Here is a 15,542-nt window from a genome sequence, read left to right on the forward strand (position 1 = left end):
CCTTTTTTTTTCATGATTGATATGAGGTTAAGAATGAATTAAAAAGTTACCTCTTTCTGGCTGCTCTTGAAACTACCGCAGGTTTAGTGCAACAAAACCTATACGCAATGCGGGCTGAAGGAATAAACGAAAGGTCGGTGATTTTAGCCCGCCAAAGCTCCGGTTTGACGTTTTTGTTGAATAAATTTAAAAACACAAAACGCAGCTTTGGCTACCGTTTGTGCCAGATGGAAAGTTTCGGCTTTTTAATCCCGCACTGCGCATAGCAAGAACGTTAGGGCACATTTGAAATGAAGACGATACTTTATATAATGATTTGCTTTTTACTCTTAGATTGTACTGACAATGTGCAACAAGAGAAGACGAAACAAGCAGTTGACATAAATTCAATTTCAAATGACACCTTGAAAATTGAAAAACCAGTCAAACCAAAGATCAAAAAATTTGACATTAATAGATTTCAGTTAGAAGCTGACTCTCTATTGAAAGTACTGAAAGATGAAAAGTATTCTCTCGAATTAAAATCTGACACATTCAACTTCAAGACTGATAATCCTGAAATCTTCACAAAAGGACACGGAATTTTTTGGCTACTTTATCAAGACAGTTCGGAAAGAATTGTTCGACACTATCTTTTTGAACCCAACACAAAGAAAAAACTAAGGATTTACATAGTCGAAGTCAATTACAACAAAAAGGAACAGCTTGAACAGGTTGTAACAAAATTGGAGACTTCTATGAACGACTCAATTAATGCACCTGACAGTGACGACTTCACAAGATGGAGACTAAGTCCTACGAACGATTACGTTATGACTTCCGACAACAAACTTTATTGGATGAATATGTCGTATTCTTATTCAAACAATGAAGTTTTAAAATTTATTGATCGCTTGAAAAGCAATGTTGACACGACAAAATTTAAAGGACGAATAATTTGTTTATTTGGCTCCAACTGTAAAAATAAAAACGTGCCCTAACAAAGCATATAGCTTATGGCGGGTGAACGGCCACCATCATGGTTTTCGCTCCGTTACCAACTTTGGTTTCAGCGGACAGGAAAGTGCTTCAAAACCGCCACAAGCCATATGCAAACCGTTAGCACCAATCGTGAGGACGATACAGCACGACCTAAAATTATAAAATGACAGACAAACCATTTCCAGCAAAAATTCTTTTAACCTTAGTTGACAGCAAATCGACAGGAGAAGAATTTATTGGTTTATCAGCCACTCTTTATAGACAGAATTTGATTTTTCCAAAACCCCGTGAATTAAGAAGAGAAAAAAACATTTTAGAGTTGATTGTGATTTTTCGTGACAACTATTCGTTCAAGAACTGGAACAAGAATATAGAAGTAAAAGAGTTTTGGTATACTAAGTTTGTCAAGCTGCTGTCTGAGAAACCTAAGACACTCAAAGAACGAGACGTTATTATTGAAGTTGACAATGTGACGAATTGCGGGTGCGACAAGTCTGACTTTTACATTTTAAAAGGACGTTCATTACAGTTTATTGACGAATTGACTTGTAGCAACTGTTTTGGACAAATTTCATATTCCAGAATACCGCTTGAAATTCAACTTGAAGACTGGCAGACAAAACACGAAAGAATTTACTCCAGTTGGCTTGAAAGTGGACTTTTTGAAAAAGAAGCTTACAAAGAGCTAACGAATTATAAAAAAGGAAAACTAAACTTAGAAGGAGAAAAAATCAGAAAACAACTTTCAGACTATTTCAAACTTCCTGTTTACATAAGCTACTTTGTTGAGGAGCCTGACGACAATCATACTTGCTTAGTTTGTGGACAAAAAGGTTTTGACTCTGGTCTGAAAAGACCTAACAAAATTTGTAAGACCTGTAACACAATATTTGATTATGGCGACAAATAGAAAAACAACTGGTGCTAACAGGCGTTTGGCAAAAAAGCGGGTTCAGTGCTTAAATAAAGCTTTGTGCTTCGTATCAAGTTCAGTGCTGGCAGACAGTTTAGTGCTTCGAAATCCGCTTCTTCGCCAAGCGCCCAACCGTTGTAGCCAATTTGAAAAAAACGAATGACAAACCAAGAAATATTAAGCAAAACAGAACACAGACCATGGGAGATTCCGACTGGCAGTTGGAAATTCTATCAAGAGTGGAATAATGCAATATTTCTTAATTATCAAGTAGACTTGACCGAATTAAAAAAGCTTGTTCCCAAAGAATTGGTAATTGACCTTTTTGATGGTAAACCGTGGATTTCAATCGTTGCCTTTACAATGGAAAAGATAAGACCGAAAAACCTGCCTTCTTTTCCACCAATATCGGATTTTGATGAAATAAATATTCGGACTTATGTTAGATCGACTAACAAGACTGGAGTATATTTTTTGAGCATTGAGGGCGGAAAAAAACTGTCCTGTAAAGTCGCAAAGGGAATTTCGGAACTTCCGTATCGATTTTCAGAAATTAAGCGGACCGACAAAAAATATCAATCCAGAAATTCGGAATTTAACGACAGGCTTGACATTGAATTTACGATTGGAAAGGAGTTGAAAGAAAAAACTGAACTGGACAAATGGCTAACTGAAAGATATGCTCTTTTCCAAGACACAGACGATTCCATAAACGAATTTGAAATCCATCATTTGGAATGGCCAATTAACGAAATTGACATACAAAAATTGGAATTGAATTATCCCAGATTTCAAAAATTAATAAACGAAAAACCAAACAAAATTCATTATTCAAGAGGAGTCAAAGTTTTGGCTTGGGGAAAAATTAAAAATAAAAAAACTGGCTACAACGATGGGTATAAAACATAGGGCAGATAGTGGTTTCCGCTAGTTTTCGGCTCTTAACCAAGTTCGCTTCGGTCGGACAGTTAAGAGCTTCAAAATGCCCTACATTTCATATCCGAGACCGTTGTGGCATTGAAATGAAGACACTATACAAAATATTAGGACTTACAGTCATTGACTTTGGACTGATTTGGTTGTGGGTTTACCAAATGGACCCTGACCCAAGTGTGTCTATTGGAATTATTCTTCTAGTTCCGTTTGTTTTTGTGTTGAATTTGATAATTGCAGCAGTGCTATTCTTTACGAAAAAGAAAGAAAATTCAAGAGTATTCTTTATCAACTCTGTTATTGCTTCGATTATGATGTTTTATCTATTTGGTGAAGGAATTGACAGACACCAAAACAGAACTTTAGAAAGTTGGGAGTTCAACAAGGCTGATACAACATATACCTTAATTAGATGGAAAAATAGTGACGAATTTAGTATGACTTACAGCCTAAGACCAGGCTCTTCTTGGGGCTTCTTGGATGGCACTTGCAAAAATCAAAACGGTAATTGGATTTTGAAAGCAGACTCACTAACAATGACTATTGACAAAAAAGACAACTTAATAGGCTTCAGAAACCCTGTTGATACAATTAAAATGAATAAAATAGAAAGATAAAAACGCCACACAACAACTAGGTTTTCGTCACGTGCGTAGCACGAACGATGAAACCGGTGTTGCACTGCCTGTCCCGAGAGCGTAGCGTGTCGAGAGAACCGGAGAGGTTCTTATGGGGATTGAGTCAGGATTTTTTGAAGGAAGTGGGGTTTCCAATTAGATTAAAAAGTAATACCTACGAGTAGATTCGGTATCGATTCAAAAAAAGTATTGTTGTTTCTAGCCTTTCCAATGCCTTTTGGAAAGGCTTTTTTTATTGCATGGGCATAGGCTTCCCCCTCCTGCGGCGGGCAGGTAGCCCGAGTAAAACCAGGAACTAAAATTGGTTTGTGAGAGCGGAAAAGACGGTTTTTGGTGGTCCTCGTTTGACCAGATGCAGGAAATCGTTGATCCGGTCAGGGTCCACTTCGGTTGGTAATTCATTGAAATGGATAGCCAGTTTTGCCAGATGTCTGGCATAGTTTGATAGGGTGCTTTTGCTTTTGCCGGCGACGACAACTTTCTGCTCAAACTTGGCTAATAGTTCAGCAAATCCAGCTATCTTGGAACAGGCAGCCTGGAGGATGGTTTTCTTTTTTTTTCATGATTAATAAGAGTTAATGAATGTTCTAAAAAGTTACCGCTTCTTGGCTGTTCTTGAAACTACCGCAGGTTTAGTGCAACAACGCATATAGCTTATGTCGGGTGGACTTTTACTTGCAACTTTTGCACTTGTAGCAAGCTTGGTTTCGGGCGGACAGTTACGTGCTTCGAATGCCCTACGTTTGATACCCGAACCGTTGGCGCCAATTGAATAAAGACTTGAAAGACAACCCGAAATATAGACCCACAAACCAATTACAAAAGGACTGTTTACGACTATTCAGAAAATGGTTTCCCGACTTGAAGAACAGAATTGAGTTTAGAGAGCCTTTAATGCATCCTAACAACTTTTGTTTCTCAGTCTCACCTGACAATCCTAAATTTGGAGATGTAGTTTTTGACATTAACGACCAAGAAATCACCATATTCACCGACTTTGATCATCATCACTATGAGACCTATATTTATGATGATAAAGATGAAGACACAAAAAGACAAAAAGCTATACAACTTGCCTTGACAAGCATTAAAGAGCTAATAAGCGGGGAAATAGTCATCGGACTAGAAAAGAAAGGAGAGAAAATAATTAAAGCATTCAGGTATTATAAAGACAATCCAGAAGATAAAATGAGTGCTGTAATAAGCTTGGACAATGAAGGTGAAAAACTCGAATCTAACCAAAATGTGCCGACTGAGCGAGTTACAGTTAACTGGAACGGAATATTAAAAAAAGAAGAACTTCTGGCGCCAACAATACCTATAAGCAAGCGGGCGGACAGTGATAAACAAAACTATAATACTTTTAAAAAACTTTGGTCTAAGCTGACAGGTAAGTAACTTATGAGGCCCATCTGCTCATAGCCAAACGTTACTAGCAATTTTCCTGACTTCCAATCCGCATTAAAATCATCTGGATCCTCACCTTTACGATGAATCCAGCCAATTAACTCTAACAAGTAGCTTTCATCAAAGAAATATACAAGTTGAAATTCATTCAGCGCCAGACTTAGTGGTTCAACAGCGACAGACCCGAAAATTACTCGGAGCATAGTTGGCATTTCGCAAGGCTGTATAGTATTGGCTGAGCATTCGCGCAACTAGTAGGTTTGGCTTGTACATTCAGTATTTTAGCGAAAACATAAATGGATTTCAATAGTAGTATAAATGAAACTATCAAAAATAACATCTGCCATTCTTCTCTTAGTGATATGTGGGTTTGCCTCTTGTACTAACAAAAGCAGTATAGTTGATGACGCTAACGCGAGTGCTAAGTCAGCAGATATTGTGATTTACGGAGGAACTTCTGCGGGCCTATCTGCTGCCATTCAAGCGGCAAGAATGGGGAAGTCTGTCATACTTATTGAACCGAGTACTCGTTTAGGCGGGCTTACCACTGGCGGTCTTGGACAGACTGATATTGGGAATAAGCAGGTAGTTGGGGGAATAGCCCGGGAATTTTACAGAAATATAAAATCTCATTACCAGGATTCCACCAACTGGGTGTGGCAAGCTAGATCTGACTATGTAGATGGGGGGCAAACTCGCTCAGGCAAGGATGAGGATGCGATGTGGACTTTTGAGCCTTCCGCCGCGCTGAAAGTTTATCATAATATGCTTGAAAATCTGGCTATTACCATCATCTATAAGCAGCGGCTTGATAGAGCTACAGGCGTTGCCAAATTCGAAGGGGAAATTACTTCCATTACTATGGAATCGGGAGAAACCTACCAAGGGAAAGTTTTTATAGATGCGACGTATGAAGGGGATCTTTTGGCAAGTGCGGGCGTGTCTTATACAGTAGGCAGAGAGGCTAATTCTCAATATGGAGAAACGTTGAATGGTGTACAAGCCAACGATAAGAGTGAAACGCTCCTGGGATCAGTTTCAAATAATAGTGTTTACCATAACTTCATCAAGGGTGTAGATCCTTACATAGTCAAAGGAGATCCTAAGAGTGGCCTCCTTCCTTTTATTACCGGAGGTGGACCTGGAATAGATGGAGAAGGAGATAATCGCATTCAGGCTTATTGCTTCCGAATGACGCTGACTGACCATCCAGACAATCGAATACCATTTGCCAAACCTGAGAATTACAAGGAGCTGGATTATGAATTACTTTTTCGTAATTATGAAGCGGCAGATGGTCCTATAGAAGAGATGTATTCGTATGGTGATCCCTTGGTACCTTGGATAAATTCAGCAATGCCCAACCGAAAAACTGACACGAACAATCAAAAGGGGTTTTCAACGGATTTTATAGGTCAAAACTGGGACTATCCCGAAGCTTCCTATGAAGAACGTGAAGAAATTGTAGAGCGCCATCGACAGTATCAGCAAGGTCTCATGTGGACTTTAGCTTATCATCCCCGTATTCCAGCTAAAGTAAGAGAGAAGGTGTCCCAATGGGGAACTTGCAAAGATGAATATGAGCGTGAAGACGGCTGGCAGCAACAGCTGTACATTAGGGAAGCTAGACGCATGATCAGTGACTATGTAATGACTCAAAAAAACTGCGAAGGAATGGAGGTGGTGAGTGATCCAATTGGAATGGCAGCCTATGGGATGGATTCCCATCATGTGAAGCGTTATGTGAATTCCGATGGGTTTGTATCCAATGAGGGCAATGTAGAGGCTCATGTAAAGGCTCCTTTTCCAATTAGTTATCGCTCTATTGTTCCGAAAAAAGAGGAATGTACTAACCTACTGGTTCCAGTCTCCCTTAGTGCATCGCATATTGCATTTGGATCAATTCGTATGGAGCCTGTTTTTATGGTTCTGGGTCAAAGTTCGGCAGTAATTGCCAGTATGGCGGTTGATGAAATTAAGCCGGTTCAAAATATAGATTATACCAAGATTAGAGAGGAATTGATCCGTTTAGGTCAAATTTTGGAATGATAAATACTGAAAGTTGAACACGCTTTTCGGTTCCTGTTAAGTCCCTAAAGATGCCACAGTATATTTGGACATTAGGGAATCTCCTTGGTACTATCGCTTTAATTGACATGGAGTAATTCTCTGCTTCTGTGAAAAGAGAAAATGTCTAATTGAAAAATGAGTTGATAAAGAATGAAAAAAGCCGGTGAGAGTCGGCTTTTTCGGTTTGGCGATTTTAAGTTGGCTGTACGTTTTTTTATACTATTCCAATTCGTAATTGCACTGAAAGATCAAAACACCTCTTAAAACCAATTAAAATTTTGAATGTGAGCCTTTATGCTTAACTTTGAAAAATTATATTTTAAGAAGATTTTGTCACAAATACAAATTAGATATGAGTTATATAGAACTGGGGATCTTTGTCGCCTACATGCTGGCTATGCTGGGAGTGGGGTATTTTTACATGAAGAAGAACTCAGGTCAGGAGGATTACTACGTGGGCGGAAGGAATATCGGCCATTGGCATATCGGGCTTTCGGTTGTAGCGACTGACGTAGGAGGAGGTTTCTCCATTGGGCTTGGTGGCTTGGGATTTGTGATGGGAATGTCTGGTTCCTGGATGCTTTTTACAGGACTTTTGGGCGCTTGGCTCGCAGCAGTAGTATTGATTCCACGAGTAAAGTCCGACCCAGCATTTGCTAAGTTTTTTACCTTTCCACAGATCATCGGTCATCTATACAATTCCACCACCGCCAAAGTTGCAGCCGTAATCTGCTTTCTCGGATATCTTGGTTTTACTTCCTCACAATTATTGGCAGGTGCCAAGCTCGCTTCAGGAACTTTCGAAGAGCTTGATCTTTCCTATGCGCTTTTGATCATGGGTGCAGTTGCGGTTGTGTATACCGTGATGGGTGGACTGAAGGCTGTTATTTATACCGATACGATACAATGGATTGTTTTGATGGCAGGTTTGATGTTTATCGGAATCCCTATTTCTTACAATTATGTAGGTGGCTGGGATGGTATTCAGAGCACTTTGCCCCAGGAGTTTTTCTCATTTACTAATTTGACTTGGCAGGATCTTGCGAATTGGGGGATCACGATTATCCCGATTTGGTTTGTGGGTATGACGCTTTATCAGCGGATTTTTGCCGCGCGTGATGTAAAGTCTGCAAAGAAGGCTTGGTTTATCGCCGGACTATTTGAATGGCCTATTATGGCACTTTTAGGGGTTTCTTTGGGTTTACTATCCAGAGTAGCCGTAGAGCAGGGTGCATTGGAGGGGTTTACCACCGCGATGGATCCGGAAATGGGGCTTCCGGTTTTGCTGAGCCAGATCTTACCGGCTGGTATTTTAGGATTGATGATGTCAGCCTATTTTTCAGCAGTGCTTTCTACGGCAGATTCCTGTCTGATGGCAGCTTCGGGAAACCTGACTACCGACATTCTTGGAAAATATTACACTTCAAAATCTCTTAAAGAAGAGATGAAAATCTCTCAGTTGCTCACTTTGGCAATTGGAATAGTAGCAATTATTATTGCTTGGCAGATGACGGAAGTTTTGAGTTTGATGCTATATTCCTATGCTTTTATGGTTTCTGGGCTTTTAGTGCCGGTGCTGGCAGGTTTGTTTTTCAATCAGACCAGTGCAAAAGCAGCCACTGCATCTATGATTACGGGAGGTTCCTTGACTGCAGGTTTGATTATAACCGAAGTGTCACTTCCTTTTGGCTTAGATGCCAATTTATTTGGGCTCACGCTCTCTTTGCTGACGTTTTTGTCAGTGATTTATTTCGAAAAAAATAACAGTTCAAAGTTAAAATCTATATGATCAAACTAGAAACTCTATCTACTATTGATAATGCGACTTATTTACAAAAAAATGAGATCGCAGATTTCCTTTTTGTCCACCTCGGTCAGTATGGTGATCCAAAGGAAGATATTATGAAGTGTCTGGACTATGCCTTAGACCAAAGTCTACATGCCGGTGGTTTTGTAGTAATGGCGAGGGAGAATGATAAAATCCTAGGTGCACTTATCATGAATAAAACAGGTATGTCGGGTTATATTCCTGAAAATATCCTGGTTTATATTGCCGTAGATGCAGCCCAAAGAGGTAAAGGAATAGGCGGAAAAATCATGGATATGGCTATTAAAATGGCTAATGGCTCTATCGCTTTGCACGTGGAACCAGACAATCCTGCGAAGAAATTGTATGAAAGAATCGGCTTTACAAACAAGTACCTTGAAATGAGGTTGACTAAGTGAAATGGCTTACCTGACATTAAATAGAGCTAAGCTCAAAGAGAACTTTGAGTTTCTCAAAAAGACCTTTGCAAAAAGCGACATCTCCTGGGGTGTCGTATCCAAATTGCTTTGTGGTAACAAACTTTTTCTCCAGGAATTAATAGACCTTGGAGTAAAGGAGGTTCACGACAGCAGGATTGGAAATCTCGAAATTGCTAAAGGTCTAGATCCCAATCTACAGACTGTTTACATCAAGCCTGTATCCAAAAGATACGTGCGTAAAATGGTTCAGTTTGCTGACGTCAGTTTGAATAGTGAGTTGGAAACTATCCGTTGGATAAGTCAGGAAGCCGTGAAGCAGGATAAGAAACACAAGATTATCATCATGGTGGAGACGGGAGATCTTCGCGAAGGAGTAATGGGTGAGCGATTAGTGGAATTTTATTCCCAAATCTTCCACCTTCCAAACATTGAAATAATAGGCTTAGGGACGAATTTGAATTGCCTAAATGGGGTAATGCCATCCACCGATAAGCTCATACAGCTGTCACTCTACAAGCAGATTATTGAGCTAAAATTCAACAAGAAAATACCCTGGGTTTCTGCTGGTACATCAGTCACCATTCCATTGATGCTGACTCATCAATTACCGAAAGGAATCAATCATTTCAGGGTAGGAGAGACCTTATATTTTGGTCTTGATTTGTTTGAGGAAAAAGTCATCGAGGGAATGAACGGGGATGTGTTTGAACTGCATGCGGAAATCATTGAAATGCAGGAAAAGCCGCTTTTACCCGTTGGTAATCTGGCAGCTAACCCACAAGGAGAGACTGCTGAGATAGATGAAACGCTGTATGGACAAAGTTCTTTTAGAGCAATCATTGATATAGGTTTGCTGGATGTAGATCCAAAATACCTAATTCCTGCTGATGGGAATTACGAGATTTTGGGAGGTAGTTCTGATATGTTAATTATCAATTTGGGCGAAAACCCGCAGGGGTATAAAGTTGGTGATACCTTGAATTTCGATATGAAGTATATGGGTGCACTTAGCCTGCTAAATTCGGATTACATAGACAAGAAAGTTATCTAGAAATTGGTTCTGAAAAATCGTTTGGCATGGTCGTGGGAATACAGTTGGGAAAACCAACCAGTATTTGACTATGAAAAAAGTAGTGTTATTTATCGCCCTTGGACTAGGAATGGTCCAACTTTCTCAAGCACAATCCTCAGAAAAACCAGGTGGATTTGGAGTTCGAGGTGGAGCCAGTCTTTTCAATTTTAGCGGGGATGATGTTTCCGAAAATGATTACACCAATCGTGTAGGATTCCATGTAGGTGGATACACAATGTTATTTATGACGGATCGTCTAGCTCTTGAGCCAGGTGTGTATTACTCTGTGAAAGGGACTCAAAATGATGATTTTGCAGACAGCCGAGCGATTTTAGGCTATGTGGATGTGCCGGTACTTTTCCGACTTTATCCTGCAGAAGGCTTTAATATTTTCGCAGGACCGCAAATTTCCTTCTTACTCAATTCAAAATTTGAGGGGGATTTCTTTGGAAACACGATTTCCTATGACTCTGATGCGATCAAAGAAACAGACTTTGGAGTAGCGATGGGTGTAGGATATAATCTACCCAAAGGATTTAATGTACAGGCATCTTATGATTTGGGGTTAACTCCGATTTTCAAGGATAGTGATGCAGATGTGTACAACAGAGGATTCAAATTATCCGCTGGCTATACTTTCTAAGGAATAATTTAGTAATGTAAAATGCCTCCGACTTTAAATCGGAGGCATTTTTTTTGGTGATTTTTAACCGAAAAGATCAAAAAGGGGACGTAGAGTTCGCAGCTTTGGAATAGGAAATGTTCAGTGCGGTCGGTGTGAGAGAAGGCTAATTTCCTCCGTCCGATTTGCCGTCAATGAATTTTCTGTCTTATAATAAGAAGATAGAAAAGCATTTAAAAATTTTTATAGTCAACGGGTTCCCTGCATCTGCCATAGGTTATCGGGCTTCCTTCATCCCATTTATCCAATCCTTGATCAGCTGAACACCTTCTTTGTGGACAGTCGTTCTACCAAGTTCAGGCATTGCGATTCCGACTTCTGTGGAATTCATACGATGAGTAATAATGGATTCATCAGCCTTGCCTGGAACGATGTCAAAATCAAATGTTCCTGCGCCATTGCCCGCAGCAACGGGGATTTTATTAATTCCAAGTTTTCTTGGATCCGTTTGATCGTAAGTAAGAAAAAGCCCAGAGGTACTGGCAGGGCCTTCTGCGCTGTGACAATGTGAGCAATTAATATCCAAATATGCCATTGCCCTGTCATTCAGAGGAAGGTTTTTGTCCTCGTAATTGATCATCGCAGGATGAGCGTTCTTCCCCTCAAAACCCTCTAGTTTTCCCAGTTCTGTCCAATGAGCGAGTTGATTTGACTCTCCTGAACTGTATTCCAGCTCATTATTTAAATGCTGAACTTTTACGCCAATTGGAGCCAGAGTCTCATTCTTATTGTGGCATGTTTTACACTGGTTCTTGTTAGGAACGATGTAATTGATTACCTGGTCTTTCCCTGTAGCATCGGTGAATGAAACCTCCATTTGTCCTCCTACTACTTTTAGGATTGCTTCCGTCTGACTTTCATTCCAGATGTATGGATAGGCTACCCAACCATTCTTTTCATTGATCAGTAACCTGGTCTCAATAATTCTTCGGATACCTTCAGGTTTTCTGAAGTCTACTGGATAATAAAAATTCTTGATTAAAATGGTGCCTTTTGGAAAATCAAACTCATTTGAGGTCAAAGTGGCTTTTTCTCCCTCCGGAAAGAAAATAAAGCGACTTTTGAGTGCGTAGTCAGTAAAAAGCGAAGAGGCAGGTTTGTAAGGAAGCACGTCTTTTATTGGAGATAACTCATTTAACTCTCCTGTAAAGAATCCGTAGGTCGAAAGCCTTCCATAGGGGTAATTTCCATCTGCCAATTCTTTTTCGGGCACAGGATCTTCGTTATTGATTTTGGGCTCGGTTTTGCAGGCAACCATGAAAATCGTGATCGCTAGAAAAAGGTGGACTCCCCAGAAAATGGAACTACTTCTCATTACATTTCAGCTAAAGAGGCAACATTGGTTTTTACTGGAGCAGAGCAATTTTGAAATGGGGTCACATCTGCAAAAGCTTTGATATTATCTTCTCCTTCGCTAAGATCAAACCTAGTGAAAAGAAGGTCATTCATATTTTTCTCTGACAGACATATGTTCATAGGATTGGTGGAGATATCCTTGCTGATCGACTCATCCCAAATGCCATCGTAAATAATGTCCTGTGTTTTGGCTTTGCCATGGGCATTATAGATACTGATCAACTGCCCAAGTTCCCTGCTTAGATCTGGGAAACCTTTTGTACGGTCATATTCATTGTCATGAATGTAAATGTCGCTGGTAAAAGGTGACCAGTTTGGGGCTTCGCTTGGGAAACCAGTGATTTGATAGCTGGCAATAGCCACCCCCGTAGTCTTGTTGCGAAGGATGCGGTTATTGTAGATTTCCACTTCTTTTGCTGCCAAAAGGATAACGCCAGATCCGGGAGGAATCATCGTTACGGTATTGCCATTTGCTCCTTCGCCAGTGGCAGTCGCAAAGTTTTCATGGTTGTTTTCGATGATGTCGTTATCGTAGATTTTTGTTTTAGCACCATCTGCTTTTGGCAAACCTGGAAGGTTGAAAACCAGAATTCCGCCTGCATTATCACGTGCTACATTTCCAAAAACTTCTGCATTGTCACAGTTTTCGATTTCTATTCCGGCCACATTTCCGAAGGCAAGAGAGTTCTTTACTACGATATTTTCAGACTGACCTACATAGATTCCTGCATCCCGGGAGTGGGAAGCGATTACTTCGTCGATCATCACGTTCTTGCATTGCACTGGATAGATCGCGTAAGTGCCGTTTTTAGACTTGTCTCCATTCGTCCAGGTGACGTTGATCCTACGAAAAGTAATTCCATCTGTATGCTGCACTTTGACTCCATCACCAGGCGCATCCTCTACTGTGAGATCTTGGATTGTGATATTATTTCCAACTAGCTTGATGCCTTCACCTCCCGTAGTAAGGTTTTTAAAGGAGAGAACTGTTTCCATCAGCCCAGCTCCTTTGATTGTGATATTTGACTTATTGTCAATAATCAGCTGAGTATTCAACTCATAGAATCCACCAGGGATCTCAATCGTCGCCCCATCCTCAGCCATGATAAAATCTTCAATGACTTTTTCCGTTTGCTCCTGAGTCATTCTAGGAAGTTCAGAACTGTCAAAAGTCTGTTCATTAGAGGAGCTGCTGCAGCTAAATCCAATAATTGTAATGCTAACAAGTGCGAGGTATCCAAGTAGTTTCATGGGGCGTTAATTGATTGAAATAATTCCTTCAAAGCTAAGGACATGGGGAAGCTTATGCCTTGACTTTTGTCAAAAAATAGAATTATGACTTGTTAATAATCAATAAAGCAATCAATTAATACTTGTACCAAACGAATTAACCATGATTATTCGTTTATCGAAGCACCGCTTTAGCAATCTGAGAACTACTGTTAAATGCTTAAGATTGGTAAATCTAAAATTCTTCGTCAATCAATTCCTTATTACAAGCAGCACCAGCCATGGTTCCAGATGATACCGCAAATGCCACTGATCTAAACATGTTGGTATTGTCTCCACAAGCAAAAACTCCTGGAACAGTCGTTTTTTGAAGCTGGTCTACTTCCAGATATCCATTGCTTTTCAGCTCACAGCCAAGGGCTGCAAGGATCGAAGAATTTTGTTCAAAATTGGGTTTGGCATATAACGCTTTTAAGGAAACTGAGCTCCCATCTGCCAATTTGATACATTGAATTTGCCCTTCCTGATGCTGGATTTCTTCAATTTCAGTTTCGAGGGTTTTGACATTTTTGGACTCAAGTGAAGATTTTTGTTCTTTGGTGAGTGTAGATTTTCCGTTGGTGAACAAAGTCAAATCTTTGGTCCAATTGGTAATCATTTTACCAAACTCAAAACCGAATTCTCCATTTGCCAAAATACCCGTTCGTTGGTTTCTGACTTCATATCCATGGCAGTATGGACAATGGATGACAGAAATGCCCCAACATGCTTCTAAACCTGGGATTGGCGGAAGAATGTCTTTTATTCCACTAGCGAAAATCAGCTTTTTACCTTCAAATAGTTCTCCTTTTCCGGTTTTGATTTCAAAACCTGAATGAGTCTTTTTTCCCTCGACTGCCATTCCATCAAGAAAAGTTACGGTATCATATTTTGCTACCTGATCTTTACCTATAATTGAGATTTCGGCGGGAGTACTTCCATCCTGTGTTAAAAAATTATGGGAGTGAGGGGTCTGGCGATTGCATGGTTTGCCCGCGTCGATGACCAAAACTTTTCGGAGAGATCTGCCTAGTGTCATAGCAGCAGAAAGACCTGAATAACTTCCACCTATAATTATTACATCGAATGTGCTCATTCCGCTTGAAAAGTTGTTGTATGGGCAAAGGTAAAAAAAGCTTTCATTTATGCAATAATGTTGCATAAATGAAAGCTTAAAATTTATGTATAAAACCCGGTCTTTCTTATGGATTCGTTGACCAGAACTCCACGTTTTTCACCAATGCTCTTTTTGGCAATTTCAAATGGGCTACAAGCAACTCCGCAAAATCTTCCGGCTGCAATACTTTATCCGGATTTCCATCCGTCAGATTATTGTCCATGGCTAAGTCAGTGGCAATAGTGCTAGGACTCATACTGAATACGCGGATATCTGATTTTCTGACTTCCATCATCAATGATTCTGTCAATCCGTTCAATCCAAATTTGGATGCGCTGTAAGCACTAGTCATCGCATTACCTTTCTGTCCGGCGGTAGAAGACACATTTACAATATCTCCAGATTTTCTCTCCAGCATTCCCGGAAGTACTTCGTGAATCACATAGTAAACTCCGAATAGGTTCACCTTTACGATATTTTCCCATTCACTTACTTCCAGATCAAGGAATTTCCCAAACTTGCCAGTTCCGGCATTATTTACCAAAATATCAGGAACTCCGAGTTCCGAGATCAAAGAAGCAATAGCGGTTTTGATGCTTGAAAAATCAGATTGATCAGCGACAGCTATTGCGACTTTCAACGAGGAGTCGATTGAGGCGACTTCTTCCTTAACCTGTAATAAATCTGATTCTGTCCTGGATAATATCGCCAGATGAACTCCTTCATTTGCCAGCGCCAAAGCAATTGCTTTTCCTAATCCTTTTCCTGCGCCAGTGATCAGCGCTACTTTTCCTTGTAGTGATTGCATGGTTTTGTGTTAATCAATATAAGATACAAAAACAGCTGGCAGGGATTTG

General features: G+C 40.1%; 15 protein-coding genes. 10 read left to right on the top strand and 5 right to left on the bottom strand.

What is annotated here, in order from left to right; translation table 11 throughout:
- The first annotated feature begins 290 nt into the window (after positions 1-290).
- From QOL76_RS14810 to QOL76_RS14830, 5 genes are all read left to right on the top strand, one after another.
- A complete protein-coding gene (locus QOL76_RS14810; protein WP_283413753.1) occupies positions 291-980 on the top strand; it encodes a hypothetical protein in 690 nt (229 codons plus the stop codon).
- 164 nt (positions 981-1,144) lie between these two features.
- Positions 1,145-1,891, top strand: coding sequence for a DUF2310 family Zn-ribbon-containing protein (locus QOL76_RS14815; protein WP_283413754.1), 747 nt, complete (start codon positions 1,145-1,147; stop codon positions 1,889-1,891).
- A 162-nt stretch (positions 1,892-2,053) separates the two neighbouring features.
- A complete protein-coding gene (locus QOL76_RS14820) occupies positions 2,054-2,803 on the top strand; it encodes a YqjF family protein (protein ID WP_283413755.1) in 750 nt (249 codons plus the stop codon).
- A gap of 113 nt (positions 2,804-2,916) precedes the next feature.
- Positions 2,917-3,444: a hypothetical protein gene (locus QOL76_RS14825; protein WP_283413756.1), complete on the top strand. Its 528-nt coding sequence runs from the start codon at positions 2,917-2,919 to the stop codon at positions 3,442-3,444.
- A gap of 882 nt (positions 3,445-4,326) precedes the next feature.
- Positions 4,327-4,863, top strand: a complete 537-nt coding sequence (locus QOL76_RS14830; protein WP_283413757.1) for a hypothetical protein — start codon at positions 4,327-4,329, stop codon at positions 4,861-4,863.
- On the opposite strand, the gene QOL76_RS14835 is transcribed toward QOL76_RS14830, so the two are convergent.
- Complete coding sequence (locus QOL76_RS14835; RefSeq protein WP_283413758.1) at positions 4,818-5,075, bottom strand: hypothetical protein; 258 nt, start codon at positions 5,073-5,075, stop codon at positions 4,818-4,820. The genes QOL76_RS14830 and QOL76_RS14835 overlap by 46 nt on opposite strands.
- A gap of 115 nt (positions 5,076-5,190) precedes the next feature.
- Between QOL76_RS14835 and QOL76_RS14840 the strand changes: the two genes are divergently transcribed.
- The 5 genes from QOL76_RS14840 to QOL76_RS14860 all read left to right on the top strand — a co-directional run bounded on the left by QOL76_RS14840 (position 5,191) and on the right by QOL76_RS14860 (position 10,904).
- Complete coding sequence (locus QOL76_RS14840; protein WP_283413759.1) at positions 5,191-6,921, top strand: FAD-dependent oxidoreductase; 1,731 nt, start codon at positions 5,191-5,193, stop codon at positions 6,919-6,921.
- Positions 6,922-7,294: 373 nt separating this feature from the next.
- Positions 7,295-8,731 (top strand): sodium:solute symporter family protein, encoded by a 1,437-nt coding sequence (locus QOL76_RS14845; protein WP_283413760.1) that lies wholly within the window; start codon positions 7,295-7,297, stop codon positions 8,729-8,731.
- Positions 8,728-9,168: a GNAT family N-acetyltransferase gene (locus QOL76_RS14850; RefSeq protein WP_283413761.1), complete on the top strand. Its 441-nt coding sequence runs from the start codon at positions 8,728-8,730 to the stop codon at positions 9,166-9,168. The genes QOL76_RS14845 and QOL76_RS14850 overlap by 4 nt, the downstream gene beginning before the upstream one ends.
- A gap of 1 nt (position 9,169) precedes the next feature.
- Positions 9,170-10,240, top strand: coding sequence for an alanine racemase (locus QOL76_RS14855; RefSeq protein WP_283413762.1), 1,071 nt, complete (start codon positions 9,170-9,172; stop codon positions 10,238-10,240).
- Positions 10,241-10,310: 70 nt separating this feature from the next.
- Positions 10,311-10,904 (top strand): porin family protein, encoded by a 594-nt coding sequence (locus QOL76_RS14860; RefSeq protein WP_283413763.1) that lies wholly within the window; start codon positions 10,311-10,313, stop codon positions 10,902-10,904.
- Positions 10,905-11,160: 256 nt separating this feature from the next.
- Here the strand turns inward: QOL76_RS14860 and QOL76_RS14865 are convergent, their stop codons facing one another.
- The 4 genes from QOL76_RS14865 to QOL76_RS14880 all read right to left on the bottom strand — a co-directional run bounded on the left by QOL76_RS14865 (position 11,161) and on the right by QOL76_RS14880 (position 15,493).
- On the bottom strand, positions 11,161-12,258 hold the full coding sequence (locus QOL76_RS14865; protein WP_283413764.1) for an SO2930 family diheme c-type cytochrome: 1,098 nt from the start codon (positions 12,256-12,258) through the stop codon (positions 11,161-11,163).
- Positions 12,258-13,550: a parallel beta-helix domain-containing protein gene (locus tag QOL76_RS14870; protein WP_283413765.1), complete on the bottom strand. Its 1,293-nt coding sequence runs from the start codon at positions 13,548-13,550 to the stop codon at positions 12,258-12,260. Before QOL76_RS14870 ends, QOL76_RS14865 begins: the two co-directional genes overlap by 1 nt.
- A gap of 214 nt (positions 13,551-13,764) precedes the next feature.
- Positions 13,765-14,664, bottom strand: a complete 900-nt coding sequence (locus QOL76_RS14875) for an NAD(P)/FAD-dependent oxidoreductase (RefSeq protein ID WP_283413766.1) — start codon at positions 14,662-14,664, stop codon at positions 13,765-13,767.
- A 106-nt stretch (positions 14,665-14,770) separates the two neighbouring features.
- The gene (locus QOL76_RS14880; RefSeq protein WP_283413767.1) at positions 14,771-15,493 is read right to left on the bottom strand and encodes a 3-ketoacyl-ACP reductase; all 723 of its coding nucleotides are present in this window, start codon (positions 15,491-15,493) and stop codon (positions 14,771-14,773) included.
- Between the last annotated feature and the right edge of the window lie 49 nt (positions 15,494-15,542).

This window comes from Algoriphagus winogradskyi (assembly GCF_900182815.1).
GTDB classification, from domain to species: domain Bacteria; phylum Bacteroidota; class Bacteroidia; order Cytophagales; family Cyclobacteriaceae; genus Algoriphagus; species Algoriphagus winogradskyi.